This window comes from Pseudomonas sp. BB438 (assembly GCF_057180225.1).
On sequence record NZ_CM170001.1, the window covers coordinates 4,296,966 to 4,313,125 of the forward strand.

Here is a 16,160-nt window from a genome sequence, read left to right on the forward strand (position 1 = left end):
CGCCTGCGCCACGCGGCGGCTATCGTTCCTTAGTGGTAGACGAGGCGATGCTTGAGTCGCTACAGGCAGCTGCGTGCAGCCAGCGTGATCGCATCGTCCGGGCTCGGCGCATTGCGTCGATAGAGCACGACTTCACTGCCCTTGTCCGCCGCCGTCGTCTCCAGCAGCACCTCGGCCGTATCGCCCGATGCTGCCGGGATCAGCAGTCGGTAGCCGAAGCGGATTTCCTTCACGGCCGCTGATGGACGTATCGACTGCCATTTCGGCAACAGGCAGGTCATGTACACCGAAGGCGACTTGCCGCTCTCCAGCCGCAACGCCGGTGCCTCTTCCTTCAGCGCGCCCGGCGAGGAACACGCGGCCAGCAGGATCAGCGGAAGCGCCAACAATAAGGGGTTCATCGAATGAGCTCCTTCCATCAGAGACCCAGAGGGTAGCAGTTGTGTCAGATATGACCGCCTGAGCAAGGTGCGCTGGCAACAGACCGCCCGCCAGTTTTCGTGCGCTGCACCGGCAACCCCGGTAAAATCTCCGCCCTTTCCGCCGGCGCGAGCGATTCGCGCCCCTTGCGAAGCCATTTACGACGTACCGATGACCACTGCCACACCGACTACCACGCGCCCCGAGCCCTCCCGCCGCTTCTCCGTGGCGCCGATGATGGATTGGACTGACCGCCATTGCCGGTTCTTCCTGCGCCAACTGTCCAGCCACGCTCTGCTCTATACCGAGATGGTCACCACCGGCGCATTGCTGCATGGCGATGCCGCGCGCTTCCTGCGCCACGACGAGTGCGAGCACCCGCTGGCGTTGCAACTGGGCGGCAGCAACCCAGCAGACCTGGCAGCCGCCGCGAAGATGGCCGAAGCCGCAGGCTACGACGAGGTGAACCTGAACGTCGGCTGCCCCAGCGACCGCGTGCAGAACAACATGATCGGCGCCTGCCTGATGGGCCACCCGGCGCTGGTGGCGGACTGTGTGAAGGCCATGCGCGATGCGGTGTCAATCCCGGTAACGGTCAAGCATCGCATCGGCATCAACGGTCGCGACAGCTACGAAGCGCTCTGCGACTTCGTCGGCCAGGTTCGTGACGCCGGCTGTCGCAGCTTCACCGTGCACGCGCGCATCGCCATCCTTGAAGGCCTGTCGCCCAAGGAGAACCGTGAAATTCCGCCGCTGCGCTACGACATCGCTGCACAGCTCAAGCGCGATTTCTCCGAACTGGAGATCGTTCTCAACGGCGGCATCAAGACCCTGGAGGAGTGCCGCGAGCACCTGCAGGTGTTCGACGGCGTGATGCTCGGCCGCGAGGCGTATCACAACCCCTACCTGCTGGCCCAGGTGGACGCCGCGCTGTATGGCTCGCAGGAGCCGGCCATCACCCGCGCCGAAGCCCTGGCACGGATGCGCCCCTACATCGAGCGACACATCGCCGAGGGCGGCGCAATGCATCACGTGACTCGCCATGTGCTCGGCCTGGCCCAGGGGTTCCCGGGCGCGCGTCGCTTCCGCCAGCTGCTCTCGGTGGACGTGCACAAGACCAAGGATTCCCTGGCGCTGCTGGATCAGGCCGGCGAACTTCTCGCCGGTCACTGAGTCCCGTTGAGTGGCACACCGGCCTCGGGTAAGGTCGGTGCACTCTCTACGGAAGACGCGCCATGACCTCCAAGCTGGAACAACTCAAGCAATACACCACGGTTGTCGCCGATACCGGCGATTTCGACGCCATTGCCCGCCTGAAGCCGGTGGATGCCACCACCAATCCGTCGCTCCTGCTGAAGGCCGCCGCCCTGCCCCGCTACACCGAGCACCTGGCCCGCGCCACCGAAGGCGCACAGGGTGACGCTGGTCTCGCCTGCGACCGCTTCGCTGTCGCCGTGGGCAAGGATATCCTGGGCGTGATCCCGGGACGCATCTCCACCGAAGTGGACGCCCGCCTGTCCTTCGACACCGAAGCGACCCTGCAGCGCGCCCACCGCCTGATCGACCTGTACGACCAGCACGGCATTGGCCGCGAGCGCGTGCTGATCAAGATCGCCTCCACCTGGGAAGGCATCCGCGCCGCCGAACAGCTCGAGCGAGAAGGCATCCAGACCAACCTGACCCTGCTGTTCTCCTTCGCCCAGGCCGCCGCATGCGCCGATGCCGGTGTGTTCCTGATCTCGCCCTTCGTCGGGCGTATCTACGACTGGTACAAGAAGGCCAACAATCGCGACTACGAAGGCGCGGAAGATCCCGGCGTGCAGTCCGTCTCGCGCATCTATCGCTACTACAAGGCCAACGGCTACGAGACCGTGGTGATGGGCGCCAGCTTCCGCAACCTCGGGCAGATCGAGCAACTCGCCGGCTGTGACCGCCTGACCATCAGCCCGGACCTGCTACAGCAACTGGCCGACAGCCAGGGCGAGCTGCCGCGCACGCTGCAACCCGGCGGCGGCGAGGCGCGCCAGGTGCTGGACGAGAGCACCTTCCGCTGGCAGATGAACGAAGACTCCATGGGCACCGAAAAGCTGGCCGAAGGCATCCGCCTGTTCGCCCGCGACCAGGAGAAACTCGAGGCGCTGCTCGCCAGCCGCTGAAAACAGTGGACGAGCCAATGCAAACCGGCGCCCCAGGGCGCCGGCTTGCAGTAGGGCTCATCGAATCAGTGGCGCTCTAGCGCGCTCACCAGATCGTGGAAGGCCTCGCGGTTGGTCTCGTTCAGGCCCATGAGGATACGGTGGGCTTCGAGCACCTTGCCGCGCACCACCTCCTCGGACTGGTCCTGGGGAGGCAGATCGGTCAGGCAATCCGAGCACGGAATCGGGCGATCGACGATGTTGAACACCTGATCGAAGCCCATCGACTGCAGCAAACGGGTGATGTCCGCGTTGGTGGTGACCAGCGTGGGCAACAGACCGATCTTCTGCCGCGAGAGGATCGACAACTTCGCCAGCAAGCCGAGCGTAGTGCTGTCGATACTCTGGGTTTCCGTGAGATCGATGATGATCGCCGAGAAATTCAACGCGGCGAAGATTTTTTCAATGGTGGCATCCAGCGCCGAACACAGGGTCAGTCGGACTTCGCCCACGAACTTCAGGACAAATGAGCCATCCTGCTCGGCGAACTGGATTTTACCGGTACTCATGCAATGTTCCTGCTCAACACCAGCAAGGCAATATCATCCGGCATCTCGGACAACTTGGCCAGCCCGAAGACTTGGCGCAGGCCATCCAGGGTTCCACCGGCAGCAACGACCTGCTCGGGCAGTGCCGTCTCCTTTTCCTTCAGCGTTGCTCCCGGGAGCACGTCGAGAATTCCGTCCGAGAACAGGGAAAGACTGAAGGACTTGGGCAGATCGAGGACGTGATCCTCGTAAGTCGCTTCGTCGAACAGCCCGACCGGCAAGCCACGGCCTTCCAGATAGCGAGCTTCGCCGTCGACATAAAGCACAGGCAACGGCAGGTGGCCGCCGATACTGTAGGTCAGACGGTCGGTGTCCAGGTCGATCACCCCGCCGAGCATGGTCACGTGCTTGCCCAGGTTGCAGTTGATCAACCCGCGATTGATGTGGCCGAGCACGTCCGACGGCTTGAATTCCGGCAACATGTCGTTGCGTTTGGATTCGTACAGCAGCCGCGTGGTCATGAACTTCAGCAGCACAGTGACGAAGGCGGAGGACGCGCCATGCCCGGAAACGTCGGCCAGGTAAAAACCGATGCGGCGAGCATCCACACGGAAGTAGTCGACGAAATCGCCCGACAGGTACAGCGACGGGATGATCTGGTGGGCGAAGGTCAGGCCTTCAGAATCCCAGGGCGTCTCCGGCAGCATGTTCATCTGCACCTGGCGACCGGCGTTCTGGTCTTCCTGGAGCAGGTTCAGGCTGGCCTGCAGCTCGCGGTTGGCGGTTTCCAGCTTCTCGCGGTAGCGGCGGTTTTCCGAACGCAGGAAGGCGCGATCCAGGGCACGGCGTACTGAATGCTCCAGAACGGCGAGGTCTTCCAGCGGCTTGATCAGGTAGTCGGCGGCGCCCAGGCGCAATGCCTCGACAGCGTCGCTCATGACACCGGCACCGGACAGCACGATCACCGGGGTTTCCACGGCCATCTCGCTGACACGACGGATCAGCTCCAGGCCGTCCATCTGCGGCATGCGCAGATCGCAGATCACCAGATCGGGGAGTTCGTGCTCGAAGACTTTCAGGCCTTCCAGGCCATTGGTGGCCTGTGTGACCTTGAATCCGCTGTCTTCCAGGTAGGCGGCGAGGCTTTCGCGGACGACGTCGTCGTCATCGATAATCAGCAGCGAGGCACTGGCTTTGTGCATGGGTCATCCAGGCAAACGGCGCCGGGGTTGTGGTTTGGCGCTCATTCTAGGGAACAGCGGCGCGGGTCAGTCGCGACAAGGCGCAGACACTACTCCCATCCGCTCAAGGGTTCAAGCAGGCGCAGCCCGCACCACGAATGGCGCGGGCTGGAGGGCAGGAACGCGCTAAGCGCAACGCCGATCAGAAGTCGTCTTCGACTTCGCCGTCCTTGACCTTGAACTCGCGGTTCTGCAAGTAGGCGTTGCGGATGAACGTGTACTTGTCGCCACTGATCAGCTTCTCGGACTTGAGCAGGTCGGCGCGGGTGTCGACCACGTCCACGGCCCGCATGCTGTTGCGAACCGGCACATTGTCGATGTACGGATACGGGCCGGTATAGGCGTCCGGAATGAGCGCCGGCGCATCGCGCAGGGTGCTCGGGCCCAGCAGCGGCAGCATCACGTACGGGCCACTGCCAACCCCCCAGTGGCCGAGAGTCTGGCCGAAGTCTTCGTCGTTGCGGCGCAGGCCCATGTGGGTCGCCACATCGATGAAGCCGGCGAGGCCGAAGGTGGTGTTGAACAACAGGCGACTGGTGTCGACGCCGGCGTCGCGCAACTTCAGTTGCAGCAGATCGTTGACCAGGTTCTTCACGTCACCGATGTTGCCGAAGAAGTTGTGCACGCCATCCTGCACGACGTTCGGGGTGACGTACTGGTACCCCTGGGCCAGCGGCTTGAGCGCATAGGTGTCCAGGGTATCGTTGAAGGTGAAGATCGGACGGTTGATGCTTTCCCACGGATCGTCCTCGCTGGCGGCCTGCGCCAGGAAGGGAATGGTGGCCAGGCCAGCAGCGGCGAGCAGGCTGAAGCAGCGTTTCGTCCATTGGACGCCTAGTGGGCGCATCGGAAATTCTCCAGTGAAAGTCAATCGGGCCAGCCATGGCGGCCCCGCTATGCGGGCAGAGTATATAGAGGCGCAACGGTTTTGCAGACCCGGACCGCGCTCGCAGGAGTTCGATTCAGAACCGTGGATCGCCGTTTCGCTTGCTTCCAGTTGAAAGCATAGTGCCACTTCAGTCCGGATACCGTGCTTCGATGACAATTTCCAGCGCATCGGAGCGCCAGAACTCCTGATCCCACTCCACCAGCCGGCCACCCTCGGCAAAGCTTGCGCGCTCCACCTTGAGGCCCGGTGAACCGGGCGTCAGCTGCAACGGCATCGCCCGACCCTCCGCCAGCGCCGTGGAATGCATGGCCAGCTCGGAACGCGACAGGGTCAATCCCAGTGCGTCACGCAGCACGCGGGTAAGCGAGGTATCCAGCGGGTGGTCCAGCACTCCGGGGCACCACGTGGCATCCAGGGTGATTTCCTCCAGCATCACCGGCCGCTCATCGACCCAGCGGCGGCGCAGGATGTGGAACACCTCGGCCTCTTCGGCCAGCGCCATGCGTCGCGCCAGCGCAGGCCCCGCAGCGCGGCGCTCGGCCAGCAGCACCTCGGTACGCGGCACACGCCCCTGGGCCTGGACGTAATCCATGAACCCCGTCGTGCGCGTCGGGTTGTAGCGGATGCGCGGCGGCGCGATAAACCAGCCACGGCGGTTCTCGCGGTACAGCACGCCTTCGGTCTCCAGCTGCTGCAGCGCCTCGCGCAGGGTGACGCGGGTGCAGCCGAAGCGCTCGGCCAGCTCGCGCTCGGCGGGCAGTCGTTGGCTCAGAGAGGCGTTGGCGATGTCCTGCGCCAGTTGGTCACGAATGCGCAGGTAATGGGGCATGGGATCGACCGGCATGGGCATCTTCCACAATGAGGCGCGGCGATTATAACGGCAGCGCAGCGGACTTCATCGGACCGTCACATTGCCCCGCTAGTCTGGCCTAGACCAACTATCAGAAAAGCCCACCATGCCTGCGACCGCCGACCTTCCGCGCTTCACGACTCTGCTGTTCGGACTGTCGGGCGATCTGGTGGACTTCGGCGCAAGGACGCTGCCGGTAGCCCTGCAACGCACCTGTCCCGATTGTCCGCCGGAACGCCTGACCAACGCCCTCGCCCTGCCCCCGCAGGAAGCCCTGGAGCTGGCCCTGGGGCGCAGCGCCGATGACCGGGAGCGCGATCGCTTCCAGTCGGCCCTGGACGCCGCCGCCCAGGCCCACGCGGAAGCCACGCCCGGCGCGCTGGATGCGCTGCAAGCGCTGCACCAGCGTGGCGTGCCCTGTGCCTGGCTCGACGAACTGCCCAGAGCCACCGCCCTGCATCTGTCTGCCGCCCTGGACAACCACCTTGCCGCCGGCCTGGAAATCGCAGGGCGCCAATGGCCTGCACCGGACTCCTGCTGGCAGGCCCTGATGCAGCTTGGCACTCCATTACTGGACGGCTGCGTGCTGGTCAGCGGCCAGCCTCGTCTGCTCCAGGCCGGGCTGAATGCAGGCCTTTGGACCATCGGCCTGGCGGCCAGCGGCCCCCTGTGCGGCCACGCGCCGGGTGACTGGGACGCTCTTGGCAACCTAGACCGTGATCGCCTGCGTGCCCAGGCGACGCTGGGCCTGTACCGCCTCGGCGTGCATTCGGTCATCGATCATCTGGGCGAGCTGGACTCCTGCCTGCAGGACATCGCCGGCCGCCGCCTGAAAGGAGAAAAGCCATGAAGCACGAGCGCCACCGCTTCCTCGACGAGCTGGCCGAGCGCTTCGCCAGCCACGGCGCCGAGCCTTATGGCGAAGCCGTCAGCCAGGCCGAGCACGCGCTGCAATGCGCCACCCTGGCCGAACGCGCCGGTTGTTCCGACAGCCTGGTGATCGCCGCCCTGCTCCACGATATCGGCCACCTTTATGAAGACCCGCAGCTGATCGATGAACAGGACCAGCGCCACGAGGAGTTCGGCGCCAATCTGCTGCGCGAACTGCTGCCCGATTCGGTCTGGCAGCCGATCCGTCTGCACGTGGCCGCCAAGCGCTACCTCTGCGCGGTCGATCCGGCCTACCACGCCGGCCTGTCCTGGGCGTCGCGGCAGAGCCTGGCGCTGCAGGGCGGGCCGTTCGATGAGCGCGGCGCCAATGCCTTCCTCAGCGCCCCCTTCTCCCAGGACGCACTGACCCTGCGCCGTCTGGATGACCTGGGCAAGGACCCGGCCATGCGCACGCCGGAGCTGGAACACTTCTTCCCACTGATCGACCGCCTCCTGCGCGTTGATCGGCATCAGGCAAGGGTGCGCGCGGCGAGTTAAGCTCAAGGGCATGGCGATGGACCTTTTCCCCGTAGGACGAGGTCCATCTTTGGGTACGTACCGCAGAAGGACACCACCATGCCGACACAACGCCTCCAGGAAGAACTCCAGGCCCTGCGCGACCAGCTGGAACGCCAGCCGCCGCTGAACGCGGAAGAGCGCGAATCGCTGCAAGCCCTGATCAGGGACATCGAGATGCAGTTGGCCAACGAAGAGGCGCTGGCCGACGAGACCCTGATGGACAACGTCAACCTGGCCGTGGAGCGCTTCGAGGCGAGCCATCCGACACTGGCCGGCACGCTGCGCTCCATCGTGCAGAGCCTGGCGAACATGGGCATCTGAACTCGACCTTTCGTCTCTCCAGACATGAAAAAACCCGGCTTCGGCCGGGTTTTTCGTATCCGCGTCTTGCAGGCGCGCCGAGCGTTACTGGCGCACCAGGCGGCAATTGTCCGGCTGCACCGCCTCGCTGCTGCGATAGGGGTTTATGTCCAGCCCGCCACGACGCACGTAGCGCGCATAGACGGTCAGGCGGGTCGGCTGCAGCAGGCGTTGCAGGTCGAGGTAGATACGCTCGACGCACTGTTCATGGAAGTCCTGGTGCTGGCGGAAGGAAACGACATAGGCCAGCAGACTCGCGGCATCCAGCGCCGGGCCGCTGTACTCGACCACCAGCGTACCCCAGTCCGGCTGGCCGGTGACCGGGCAGTTGGATTTGAGCAGGTGACTGTAGAGGACTTCGTCGATGCGCCGGGTGTCGTCACAACGCAGCAGTTCCGGACGCGGGTGATCGTAGCTCTGTACCGCGATATCCAGATCGTCGACGCAGGTACCGTCGATGACAGCGACGCCTTCGGCCGCCACTTCGTCCAGGCCACGCACACGCACACCCACTGGCGCACCGGCGGCGGCAGACAGGTCCCGCTCCATCACCGCGCGCACGGCATCAGGGTTGTCGAAGGCGGTCTGGTTCAGCGAGTTGAGGTAGAGCTTGAAGGACTTGGACTCGATGATGTTCGGCGACTGTGCCGGGATCGAGAACTCGCCGATGGCCACCACCGGCTTGCCCGACGCGGTCAGCCAGGACAGCTCGTAGCAGTTCCAGAGGTCCACGCCCTGGTACGGCAGGGTATCGGCGGTCAGGCCCAGCTCCGCCCACTTGGTGGTGCGGGAGATCGGGAACAGCAGTTCCGGCGCGTAGGTGGAGACATATTCGCTGGATTTGCCCAGGGGCGAGTGTTCGGCGGGATGCTGCATGGGAAAGACCTGCTGGATCGGCGATGCGGGTGGTGGCGCGAGGCGGCGAGTGTATACAAATCCGCCGCCCCTTTCAGCAGGCGGCGGACGAGCCGGATATTCCGACGTATCCAGCATGCGCCTTTGTAGGATGGCGCTATCAGAACCACATCCGCACGCCGGCGACCCAGTAGCCCTCCTCGTCGCTCTCGCCTTCCGCGCGGGCGATATCGCCGCTACGGCCATAGGTCTTGCTCCAGACGTAACCGACATACGGCGCGAACTCCCGGCGCAGCTCGTAGCGCAGTCGCAGACCCGCCTCCAGCTCGCTGCCGCCAGCGCCCACGCCGATATCACGGTCATCGGCCAGCGCCAGGTTGTACTCCAGGGAGGGTTCGAGGATCAGTCGCTGGGTCAACAACAGCTCGTACTCGGTCTCCAGGCGCAGCGACGGATCGCCGCGTTCGCTGAGGAACAGGTTGGCGTCCACCTCGAACCACTGCGGCGCCAGGCCCTGGATGCCCAGCACCGCGTAGCTGCGCGCCGGTCCCGGCTGGTCGTCGTGGCGCACGCCCACCTGCCAGTCCCAGAAGTCCGCCACCATGCGCTGATAGAGCAGTTGCACCTCGTTGTCGTTGGTCGGGCCGCCAGCGTCGCGCTCGCCTTCCAGCTTCAGGCGCAGCTTCTGGTAGTCAGTGCCGTACCAGCCCTGGGCTTCCCAGCCCAGCGCCTGGTCGTTGCCGCGGAAGCGGCTTTCCAGGCGCTGGATCAGCAGCGAGCCCATGGGCATATCGTCCATTTCGGCACTTTCAGCGGGCAAGGCCAGGCCCAGGGTTGCCGCGCAGGCCACCGTTGCTATGCGATTCATGGCGGTTCCTCAGAGGCTGGCGCTGGCGGGAGCCGGCTCGACGATGACCTTGCGCATCATGCCGGCAGCCATGTGGTAGATCAGGTGGCAGTGGAAGGCCCACTCACCCAGGGCGTCGGCGGGCACGTCGACGTCCAGGGTGCTGCCCGGCGCCACGCTGACCACGTGCTTGAGCGGGTTGAAGCGACCGTTGCCCTTGTCCAGCTGCATCCACATGCCGTGCAGGTGCATGGGGTGGGTCATCATGGTGTCGTTGACGAAGCGGATGCGCACCCGTTCGCCGTAGGTCAGGCGAATCGGCTCGGCCTCGGAGTATTTCTTGCCGTCGATGGACCAGAAGTAGCGCTCCATGTTGCCGGTCAGACGGAATGAGAGGGTGCGGTCCGGCGCGCGGTAGTCGGCATAGGGGCGCATGGCCTTGAGGTCCGCATAGACCAGCAGGCGATTGCCCGGCTCCGCCGGCTGTGGCGTCAGGCCGCTGCCCGGCGCGTAGTCGGACTTCGGCACGGCCATGGCCGAGTGATCCATGCCCGCCATCTGCGAATGGTCCATGCCGGCCATGCCTGCCTCGTTCGAGTCTCCGCCCCGCCCCGCCATCGCCATGCCGCTGTGATCCATGCCCCCGTGGCTCATGCCCATGTCGGCCATGGTCAGCAGTGGCCGCTCGCGCAGCGCAGGGACCTCGGCCTGCAACCCGGCGCGCGGTGTCAGGGTGGCGCGGGCGTAGCCGCTGCGATCCATGGCCTCGGCAAAGAAGGTGTAGGCACGGTCTTCCTGCGGCTGGACGATCACATCGTAGGTCTCGGCCACGGCAATGCGCAGCTCGTCCACCGTCACGGGCTGCACGTCGTTGCCATCGGCCTGCACCACAGTCATCTTCAGGCCGGGGATGCGCAGGTCGAAGTAGCTCATGCCCGAGCCGTTGATGATCCGCAGGCGCAGCCGCTCGCCGGGCTTGAACAGGCCGCTCCAGTTCTGCTCGCTGTCCTGGCCATTGATCAGGAAACGAAAGCCGGCGATGTCGGCAATATCCGTCGGCGCCATGCGCATGCCGCCCCAGTCCAGGCGATCACGCAGGGTCGCCATGAAACCCTTGGCGCTGGAATCGGCGATGAAGTCGCCCAGGGTGCGCTGGTTGCGGTTGTAGTAATCGCTCTGCTTCTTCAGGTTGGCGAACACGGTTTCCGGCCGGGTGTCGTGCCAGTCGGCCAGCAGCAGGGTGTACTCGCGGTCGTAACGGTAGGGCTCGCGTGTCTTCGGCTCGATCACCAGCGGGCCGTAGAGCCCCTCGATCTCCTGGAAGTCACTGTGGGCGTGGTACCAGTAGGTGCCGGACTGTTTCACGGTGAAACGGTAGGTGAAGGTCTCGCCGGGCTTGATACCGGGGAAGCTGATGCCCGGCACGCCATCCTGGGTATAGGGCAGGATCAGCCCGTGCCAATGCAGCGAGGTGTCACGATCAAGGGCGTTGGTGACACGCAACTCGACGTCCTCGCCCTCCTTGAAACGCAGTTCGGGCGCGGGCGTGCGGCCATTTACCGTGAGCGCCTTGCGGGCGCCGTCGGACAGGTTCAGCTCGCCCTCGCCAATCGTCAGGTCATACACGCCCGCCTGGACCGCCAACGGTGCCAGCAGCAGCGCCCCCAGAGCCCATTCCCTTGCGCGGATCATCGCGACGCGCTCAGGGCTTGACGGTCAGTTTGCCGACCATGCCGGCCTGGTAGTGCCCCGGAATGTTGCAGGCGAACTCCAGGCTGGTGGTCTTGCTGAAGGTCCAGGTCAGCTCGGCGGTCTTGCCCGGCTCGACCAGCACACTGTTGGGGTCGTCGTGCTTCATCATCTGGCCCATCGGCTTGTCGCCATGGCCCATCTTGCTGTGATCCATCTGGCTCATGTCGTGCTGCATGCCGGTGGGCGTGAGCATTCCGGCGTCCATCATCTGCTGCATTTCCTTCTGGTGGCCGACATGCAGGGCGGCGCTGCCCAGGTTGAATTCATGCAGCAGGCTGCCGGTGTTGTGGATGATGAAACGCACGGTCTCGCCCGGCTTCACGTCGATGCTTTCCGGCTCGAAGAACATCTCGCCCAGCTTGATCTCGACGGTGCGGGTGGCCTGGGCGGCCTTCGCCGGCTTGCCGAAATCGTAGGCATGCCCGGCATCGGCCAGGACGGGCAGGCTGATGGCAACGGCGAGACCAAGGATGGAAGCTTGAAGCAGATGACGCAGGAACATGGCGACTCTCCTGTAGGGGACTGTGGCCATGGTCGCTGCCGGCGGCTGAGGGTTACCTGTCGGGAAGATTACAACTCTGTCAGCTTGGCGCCGGCCCACCCCGCGCAGGGTATAAGGAAGGCGAAAAAAAGCCCGCCGAAGGCGGGCAAGGGGCAGCACGATGAATCGGACTCAACAGGCCTGGCGCACCGTGCTGGCCTGTTCCTGCATGCGCTGGAAGCTGATGTCCCCTCCCCCGTCAGCCCAGGCTGGCGTGGCGGGGAAGAACAGCACGGCAAAGAGCGTGGAGATGATCAGGTGCATGGCGAGCTCCTCGATGGCGCTGGAAAATGAACAGGCCGCCAGTCTGTAACGCCGACACTGTCAGTTCGCTGACCGCCCCATTACCCTGATGACAGCTGCGCCCCGAGCGCCACAAGGGATACCCGGATGAAACTCCTCATCGTCGAAGACGAACCACGCATCGGCCAGTACCTGCAGCAGGGTTTGAGCGAAGCCGGCTTCGCCGTCGACCTGAGCGCCGACGGCGATGAAGGCCTGCAACTGGCGCTGACCGGCGAGCACGACCTGCTGATCCTCGATGTGATGCTGCCCGGCCGTGACGGCTGGCAGATCCTCCAGGCGCTGCGCCAGGCCGGCAGCGCCGTGCCCGTGCTGTTCCTCACCGCACGCGATGCCGTGGAAGACCGCGTGCGCGGCCTGGAACTGGGCGCCGACGACTACCTGGTGAAGCCCTTCGCCTTCGTCGAACTGCTGGCCCGCGTACGCACGCTGCTGCGTCGTGGTGGCCAGCAGATTCAGGAAACCACCCTGCAACTGGCGGACCTCGAACTGGACCTGCTGCGCCGCCGCGTGCAGCGCGCCGGCAAGCGCATCGACCTGACCGCCAAGGAATTCGCCCTGCTGGAACTGCTACTGCGTCGCTGCGGCGAAGTGCTGCCCAAGTCGCTGATCGCCTCCCAGGTGTGGGATATGAATTTCGACAGCGACACCAATGTCATCGAAGTCGCCATCCGCCGCCTGCGCGCCAAGGTCGACGACGACTTCCCCCAGCGCCTGATCCACACCGTGCGCGGCATGGGCTACGTGCTGGAAGAGCGCGAAGCATGAGCGCACGCTTGTCCCTCGGCCTGCGCCTGAGCCTGCTGTTCGCCGCCTGCACTGCCGCCGTGTCACTGCTGGCCGGAATCATCTTCAGCCGCGCCAGCGAGGCGCATTTCATCGAGCTCGACCACCAGTTGATGGCCGGCAAGCTGGCAATCTTCCGCGACATGCTGGGCGACGTTGGCGGCCCGCAGCAGCTTGCACCACACACCGCCGAATTGCGCCGGGAGCTGCGCCGCCACCCCGACCTCGGCCTGCGCCTGCAGGGCGCGGACGGTGCCATCTGGTTCGAACAGCGCCCGGCGATGAACATGGCCAACGGCGAGGAGCCCTCGTTCCGCGAACTGCAGGCTCCGCTGGACGCCCAGCAGCGCGACGGCGCGCAACTGACGCTGATCCTCGACATCACCCACCACCAGCACTTCCTGCAGCGCATGCAACGGCTGATCTGGATGACCATGGGCCTCTCCGCCCTGGCCACCGCCCTGCTCGGTGCCTGGGCCGCCCGCGCCAGCCTGCGCCCGCTGCGACGCATGAGCGAGGTGGCAGCGAGGGTCAGCGCGCACTCGCTGACCACCCGCCTGGATGCCGGGCAGATGCCGCAGGAACTGCGCGGCCTGGCCGGCGAGCTGAACGCCATGCTGGCGCGCCTGGAAGAAGCTTTCCAGCGCCTGTCGGCCTTCTCCGCCGACATTGCCCACGAGCTGCGTACGCCGCTCACCGGGCTGCTGACCCAGACCCAGGTGGTGCTGTCGCGCTCGCGCAGCCTGGAGGATTACCGCGAGGCGCTGCACGGCAACCTGGAGGAACTTGAGCGGCTCACGGCGATGGTCAACGACATGCTGTTCCTGGCCAAGGCCGACCACGGCCTGCTGACGCCCAGCAGCGAGCCGCTGGAACTGTCTGGCGAGGTGGACGAGTTGCTGGAGTTCTACGGGCCGCTGGCCGAGGAGAAGTCCATCCGCCTGGAGCGCGACGGCGAGCTGTCGGTGCAGGGCGACCGCGCCCTGCTGCGCCGGGTGCTGGCCAACCTGCTGGACAATGCGCTGCGCTTCACTCCGGACGGTGGGCAGATTCGCGTGCGCCTGGAGCCAGGCCGGCTGAGCGTGGAGAACCCTGGCCGGGAGATTCCCGCCGAGCGCCTGCCGCGCCTGTTTGATCGCTTCTACCGCGCCGACCCGGCCCGCCGCGAAGGCCAGGGCGAGCACGCCGGGTTGGGGTTGGCGATCTGCCGGTCCATTGTCCGTGCCCACGGCGGGGAGATTCGCTGCGAATCAGCGCAGGGGTGGACGCGGTTCGTCATCGAGTTTCATGACCTGTAGGAGCGAGCTTGCTCGCGAACCGCCCAACGCCGGAGCTGTCGGTGAATTCGTTTGCGAGCAAGCCCGCTCCTAAAGGGGAACTCATCCGCCGCGAAATGCCAGAAAAACAAAAGGCCCCAACCGGGGCCTTTTTCATCACCGCAACGCGCCGCTCACTGCCGCATGCCGCGGCCGCTCACCAGCAGGCGCACACAGAAGAAGTACAGCAGCACGGTCGCGACCAGCATGAACACCACCGCCGTACCGATGCGGATGTCGGACACGCCGAGGATGCCGTAGCGGAAGGCATTGACCATGTGCAGGATCGGGTTGGCCAGCGACACGGTCTGCCAGAACGGCGGCAGCAGCGTGATCGAGTAGAACACCCCGCCCAGGTAGGTCAGCGGCGTCAGCACGAAAGTGGGGATGATCGAGATGTCGTCGAAGTTGCGGGCGAACACCGCGTTGACGAAACCGCCCATGGAGAAGATCGCCGCCGTCAGCAGCACCACCAGCACAGTGATCCCAATGTGGTGGACCTGCAGATCGGTGAAGAACAACGACAGCAGGGTGACGATCAGACCCACCGCCAGCCCGCGCAGCACGCCGCCGGCGACGAAGCCCAGGAGGATGGTGTGCGGCGACACCGGCGAGACCAGCAGCTCCTCGATGTTGCGCTGGAACTTGCTGCCGAAGAAGCTCGACACCACGTTGCCGTAGGAGTTGGTGATCACCGACATCATGATCAGGCCGGGCACGATGTACTGCATGTAGGTGAAGCCACCCATGTCGCCGATCTGCCGGCCGATCAGGTTGCCGAAGATAACGAAGTACAGAACCATGGTGATCGCCGGCGGCAGCAGCGTCTGCGGCCAGATGCGCAGGAAACGGCGGACTTCACGGTAGACGATGGTGTTGAGGGCGACCCAGTTGGCGCGCAGTTCGTGACTCATACCGCCACCTTCGACAGATTCTTCTCCACCAGCGACACGAACAGCTCCTCCAGGCGATTGCTCTTGTTGCGCAGGCTCAGCACCTGCAGGCCCTGGGCGTTGAGCTGGACGAACAGGCCGTTGATGCCCAGCGACTTGTCCACCTGCACTTCCAGGGTGTGGTCATCCACCAGGCGCACCGGGTAGCCATCCAGCTTCGGCGCCTCGCTCAGCGTGCCCTGCAAGTCGAGGTAGAAGGTCTCCACGTGCAGCTTGCTCAGCAGTTTGCGCATGCTGGTGTTCTCCACGATGGTGCCGTGGTCGATGATCGCGATGTTGCGGCAGAGCTGCTCGGCCTCCTCCAGGTAGTGCGTGGTGAGGATGATGCTGATGCCTTCCTGGTTGAGCTCGGTGAGGAAGTTCCACATCGAGCGGCGCAGTTCGATGTCCACGCCAGCGGTGGGTTCATCGAGGATCAGCAGGCGCGGCTCATGCACCAGCGCGCGGGCAATCATCAGGCGACGCTTCATGCCGCCGGAGAGCTCGCGGGAGGCGGAGTTGCGCTTGTCCCACAGGCCCAGCTGGGTCAGGTATTTCTCCGCGCGGCCCTTGGCCACGCTCATCGGGATACCGTAGTAGCCGGCCTGGGTGACGACGATGTCGAACACCTTCTCGAACTGGTTGAAGTTGAATTCCTGGGGCACCACGCCCAGGCAACGCTTCAAACCGTAGGGGTCCTTGTCCAGGTCATGGCCGAACACGTTGACCGTGCCGCTGGTCTTGTTCACCAGGGTGGAGAGGATGCCGATGGTGGTGGATTTGCCGGCGCCGTTGGGGCCCAGCAAAGCAAAGAAATCACCCTCGGCGACGTCCAGGTCGATGCCCTTGAGGGCCTGGAAGCCGTTGCCGTAGGTCTTCGTCAGTTGACGGATGGACAGCGCGGAACTCATGGGTATTCCCGTTGCAAGTCGGTAG

At 64.9% G+C, this 16,160-nt stretch carries 19 protein-coding genes; 7 read left to right on the forward strand and 12 right to left on the reverse strand.

Translation table 11 applies throughout. The features are described 5' to 3' along the window. Positions 1-59: 59 nt before the first annotated feature. The gene (locus tag AC1ZV1_RS19595) at positions 60-401 is read right to left on the reverse strand and encodes a hypothetical protein (RefSeq protein ID WP_484293212.1); all 342 of its coding nucleotides are present in this window, start codon (positions 399-401) and stop codon (positions 60-62) included. A gap of 190 nt (positions 402-591) precedes the next feature. Between AC1ZV1_RS19595 and dusA the strand changes: the two genes are divergently transcribed. Beyond that, positions 592-1,593 (forward strand): tRNA dihydrouridine(20/20a) synthase DusA, encoded by a 1,002-nt coding sequence (gene dusA, locus AC1ZV1_RS19600; protein ID WP_484293213.1) that lies wholly within the window; start codon positions 592-594, stop codon positions 1,591-1,593. Between the two features lie 62 nt (positions 1,594-1,655). Then, positions 1,656-2,576, forward strand: a complete 921-nt coding sequence (gene tal / locus AC1ZV1_RS19605; RefSeq protein WP_484293214.1) for a transaldolase — start codon at positions 1,656-1,658, stop codon at positions 2,574-2,576. A 65-nt stretch (positions 2,577-2,641) separates the two neighbouring features. Here tal and rssC read toward each other — a convergent pair whose 3' ends face one another. From rssC to AC1ZV1_RS19625, 4 genes are all read right to left on the reverse strand, one after another. Beyond that, positions 2,642-3,124 (reverse strand): anti-sigma factor antagonist RssC, encoded by a 483-nt coding sequence (gene rssC, locus AC1ZV1_RS19610; protein WP_448681851.1) that lies wholly within the window; start codon positions 3,122-3,124, stop codon positions 2,642-2,644. After that, positions 3,121-4,305 carry a two-component system response regulator RssB gene (gene rssB, locus AC1ZV1_RS19615; protein ID WP_484293215.1) on the reverse strand — a complete coding sequence of 395 codons (1,185 nt, stop codon included), beginning with the start codon at positions 4,303-4,305 and terminating at the stop codon, positions 3,121-3,123. Before rssB ends, rssC begins: the two co-directional genes overlap by 4 nt. 181 nt (positions 4,306-4,486) lie before the next feature. After that, positions 4,487-5,191, reverse strand: a complete 705-nt coding sequence (locus AC1ZV1_RS19620) for an MlaA family lipoprotein (protein WP_484293216.1) — start codon at positions 5,189-5,191, stop codon at positions 4,487-4,489. Positions 5,192-5,360: 169 nt separating this feature from the next. Then, complete coding sequence (locus tag AC1ZV1_RS19625; protein WP_484293217.1) at positions 5,361-6,077, reverse strand: UTRA domain-containing protein; 717 nt, start codon at positions 6,075-6,077, stop codon at positions 5,361-5,363. Between the two features lie 112 nt (positions 6,078-6,189). On the opposite strand from AC1ZV1_RS19625, the gene pcrP reads away from it, so the two are divergent. The 3 genes from pcrP (at position 6,190) to AC1ZV1_RS19640 (ending at position 7,853) form a co-directional block, all read left to right on the forward strand. After that, the gene (pcrP, locus tag AC1ZV1_RS19630) at positions 6,190-6,933 is read left to right on the forward strand and encodes an HAD superfamily inactivated hydrolase PcrP (RefSeq protein WP_484293218.1); all 744 of its coding nucleotides are present in this window, start codon (positions 6,190-6,192) and stop codon (positions 6,931-6,933) included. Continuing rightward, positions 6,930-7,511 (forward strand): phosphonate degradation HD-domain oxygenase, encoded by a 582-nt coding sequence (locus AC1ZV1_RS19635; RefSeq protein WP_484293219.1) that lies wholly within the window; start codon positions 6,930-6,932, stop codon positions 7,509-7,511. The genes pcrP and AC1ZV1_RS19635 overlap by 4 nt, the downstream gene beginning before the upstream one ends. Positions 7,512-7,589: 78 nt before the next feature. Then, entirely contained in the window at positions 7,590-7,853 is a 264-nt protein-coding gene (locus AC1ZV1_RS19640; RefSeq protein ID WP_484293220.1) for a DUF4404 family protein, read from the forward strand. An 84-nt stretch (positions 7,854-7,937) separates the two neighbouring features. Here the strand turns inward: AC1ZV1_RS19640 and queF are convergent, their stop codons facing one another. The 5 genes from queF to AC1ZV1_RS19665 all read right to left on the reverse strand — a co-directional run bounded on the left by queF (position 7,938) and on the right by AC1ZV1_RS19665 (position 12,151). Continuing rightward, positions 7,938-8,768 (reverse strand): NADPH-dependent 7-cyano-7-deazaguanine reductase QueF, encoded by an 831-nt coding sequence (queF, locus tag AC1ZV1_RS19645; protein WP_484293221.1) that lies wholly within the window; start codon positions 8,766-8,768, stop codon positions 7,938-7,940. Positions 8,769-8,907: 139 nt separating this feature from the next. After that, positions 8,908-9,615 carry a copper resistance protein B gene (locus AC1ZV1_RS19650; RefSeq protein WP_484293222.1) on the reverse strand — a complete coding sequence of 236 codons (708 nt, stop codon included), beginning with the start codon at positions 9,613-9,615 and terminating at the stop codon, positions 8,908-8,910. A gap of 9 nt (positions 9,616-9,624) precedes the next feature. Further along, positions 9,625-11,286, reverse strand: a complete 1,662-nt coding sequence (locus AC1ZV1_RS19655; RefSeq protein ID WP_484293223.1) for a copper resistance system multicopper oxidase — start codon at positions 11,284-11,286, stop codon at positions 9,625-9,627. 10 nt (positions 11,287-11,296) lie between these two features. Beyond that, positions 11,297-11,848, reverse strand: coding sequence for a copper-resistant cuproprotein CopI (copI, locus tag AC1ZV1_RS19660; protein WP_484293224.1), 552 nt, complete (start codon positions 11,846-11,848; stop codon positions 11,297-11,299). A gap of 171 nt (positions 11,849-12,019) precedes the next feature. After that, positions 12,020-12,151: a co-regulatory protein PtrA N-terminal domain-containing protein gene (locus AC1ZV1_RS19665; RefSeq protein WP_484293225.1), complete on the reverse strand. Its 132-nt coding sequence runs from the start codon at positions 12,149-12,151 to the stop codon at positions 12,020-12,022. Between the two features lie 126 nt (positions 12,152-12,277). Here AC1ZV1_RS19665 and AC1ZV1_RS19670 point away from each other — a divergent pair, with 126 nt between their 5' ends. Both AC1ZV1_RS19670 and AC1ZV1_RS19675 read left to right on the forward strand, forming a co-directional pair. Beyond that, the gene (locus AC1ZV1_RS19670; RefSeq protein ID WP_484293226.1) at positions 12,278-12,958 is read left to right on the forward strand and encodes a heavy metal response regulator transcription factor; all 681 of its coding nucleotides are present in this window, start codon (positions 12,278-12,280) and stop codon (positions 12,956-12,958) included. After that, on the forward strand, positions 12,955-14,274 hold the full coding sequence (locus AC1ZV1_RS19675; RefSeq protein WP_484293227.1) for a heavy metal sensor histidine kinase: 1,320 nt from the start codon (positions 12,955-12,957) through the stop codon (positions 14,272-14,274). Before AC1ZV1_RS19670 ends, AC1ZV1_RS19675 begins: the two co-directional genes overlap by 4 nt. 152 nt (positions 14,275-14,426) lie before the next feature. On the opposite strand, the gene AC1ZV1_RS19680 is transcribed toward AC1ZV1_RS19675, so the two are convergent. Together AC1ZV1_RS19680 and AC1ZV1_RS19685 are read right to left on the reverse strand one after the other, a co-directional pair. Then, positions 14,427-15,206, reverse strand: a complete 780-nt coding sequence (locus AC1ZV1_RS19680; protein ID WP_484293228.1) for an ABC transporter permease — start codon at positions 15,204-15,206, stop codon at positions 14,427-14,429. Continuing rightward, entirely contained in the window at positions 15,203-16,135 is a 933-nt protein-coding gene (locus AC1ZV1_RS19685) for an ABC transporter ATP-binding protein (RefSeq protein WP_484293229.1), read from the reverse strand. The genes AC1ZV1_RS19680 and AC1ZV1_RS19685 overlap by 4 nt, the downstream gene beginning before the upstream one ends. Between the last annotated feature and the right edge of the window lie 25 nt (positions 16,136-16,160).

Excerpts from the sequence above, each read along its gene's own strand:
- AC1ZV1_RS19640 (WP_484293220.1), top strand. The coding sequence starts at position 7,590 with ATGCCGACACAACGCCTCCAGGAAGAACTCCAGGCCCTGCGCGACCAG.
- AC1ZV1_RS19680 (WP_484293228.1), bottom strand. The coding sequence starts at position 15,206 with ATGAGTCACGAACTGCGCGCCAACTGGGTCGCCCTCAACACCATCGTC.
- AC1ZV1_RS19655 (WP_484293223.1), bottom strand. The coding sequence starts at position 11,286 with ATGATCCGCGCAAGGGAATGGGCTCTGGGGGCGCTGCTGCTGGCACCG.
- rssC (WP_448681851.1), bottom strand. The coding sequence starts at position 3,124 with ATGAGTACCGGTAAAATCCAGTTCGCCGAGCAGGATGGCTCATTTGTC.
- AC1ZV1_RS19685 (WP_484293229.1), bottom strand. The coding sequence starts at position 16,135 with ATGAGTTCCGCGCTGTCCATCCGTCAACTGACGAAGACCTACGGCAAC.
- AC1ZV1_RS19635 (WP_484293219.1), top strand. The coding sequence starts at position 6,930 with ATGAAGCACGAGCGCCACCGCTTCCTCGACGAGCTGGCCGAGCGCTTC.
- AC1ZV1_RS19620 (WP_484293216.1), bottom strand. The coding sequence starts at position 5,191 with ATGCGCCCACTAGGCGTCCAATGGACGAAACGCTGCTTCAGCCTGCTC.
- rssB (WP_484293215.1), bottom strand. The coding sequence starts at position 4,305 with ATGCACAAAGCCAGTGCCTCGCTGCTGATTATCGATGACGACGACGTC.
- copI (WP_484293224.1), bottom strand. The coding sequence starts at position 11,848 with ATGTTCCTGCGTCATCTGCTTCAAGCTTCCATCCTTGGTCTCGCCGTT.
- AC1ZV1_RS19670 (WP_484293226.1), top strand. The coding sequence starts at position 12,278 with ATGAAACTCCTCATCGTCGAAGACGAACCACGCATCGGCCAGTACCTG.
- pcrP (WP_484293218.1), top strand. The coding sequence starts at position 6,190 with ATGCCTGCGACCGCCGACCTTCCGCGCTTCACGACTCTGCTGTTCGGA.
- AC1ZV1_RS19650 (WP_484293222.1), bottom strand. The coding sequence starts at position 9,615 with ATGAATCGCATAGCAACGGTGGCCTGCGCGGCAACCCTGGGCCTGGCC.
- tal (WP_484293214.1), top strand. The coding sequence starts at position 1,656 with ATGACCTCCAAGCTGGAACAACTCAAGCAATACACCACGGTTGTCGCC.
- AC1ZV1_RS19675 (WP_484293227.1), top strand. The coding sequence starts at position 12,955 with ATGAGCGCACGCTTGTCCCTCGGCCTGCGCCTGAGCCTGCTGTTCGCC.
- queF (WP_484293221.1), bottom strand. The coding sequence starts at position 8,768 with ATGCAGCATCCCGCCGAACACTCGCCCCTGGGCAAATCCAGCGAATAT.
- dusA (WP_484293213.1), top strand. The coding sequence starts at position 592 with ATGACCACTGCCACACCGACTACCACGCGCCCCGAGCCCTCCCGCCGC.
- AC1ZV1_RS19625 (WP_484293217.1), bottom strand. The coding sequence starts at position 6,077 with ATGCCGGTCGATCCCATGCCCCATTACCTGCGCATTCGTGACCAACTG.
- AC1ZV1_RS19595 (WP_484293212.1), bottom strand. The coding sequence starts at position 401 with ATGAACCCCTTATTGTTGGCGCTTCCGCTGATCCTGCTGGCCGCGTGT.
- AC1ZV1_RS19665 (WP_484293225.1), bottom strand. The coding sequence starts at position 12,151 with ATGCACCTGATCATCTCCACGCTCTTTGCCGTGCTGTTCTTCCCCGCC.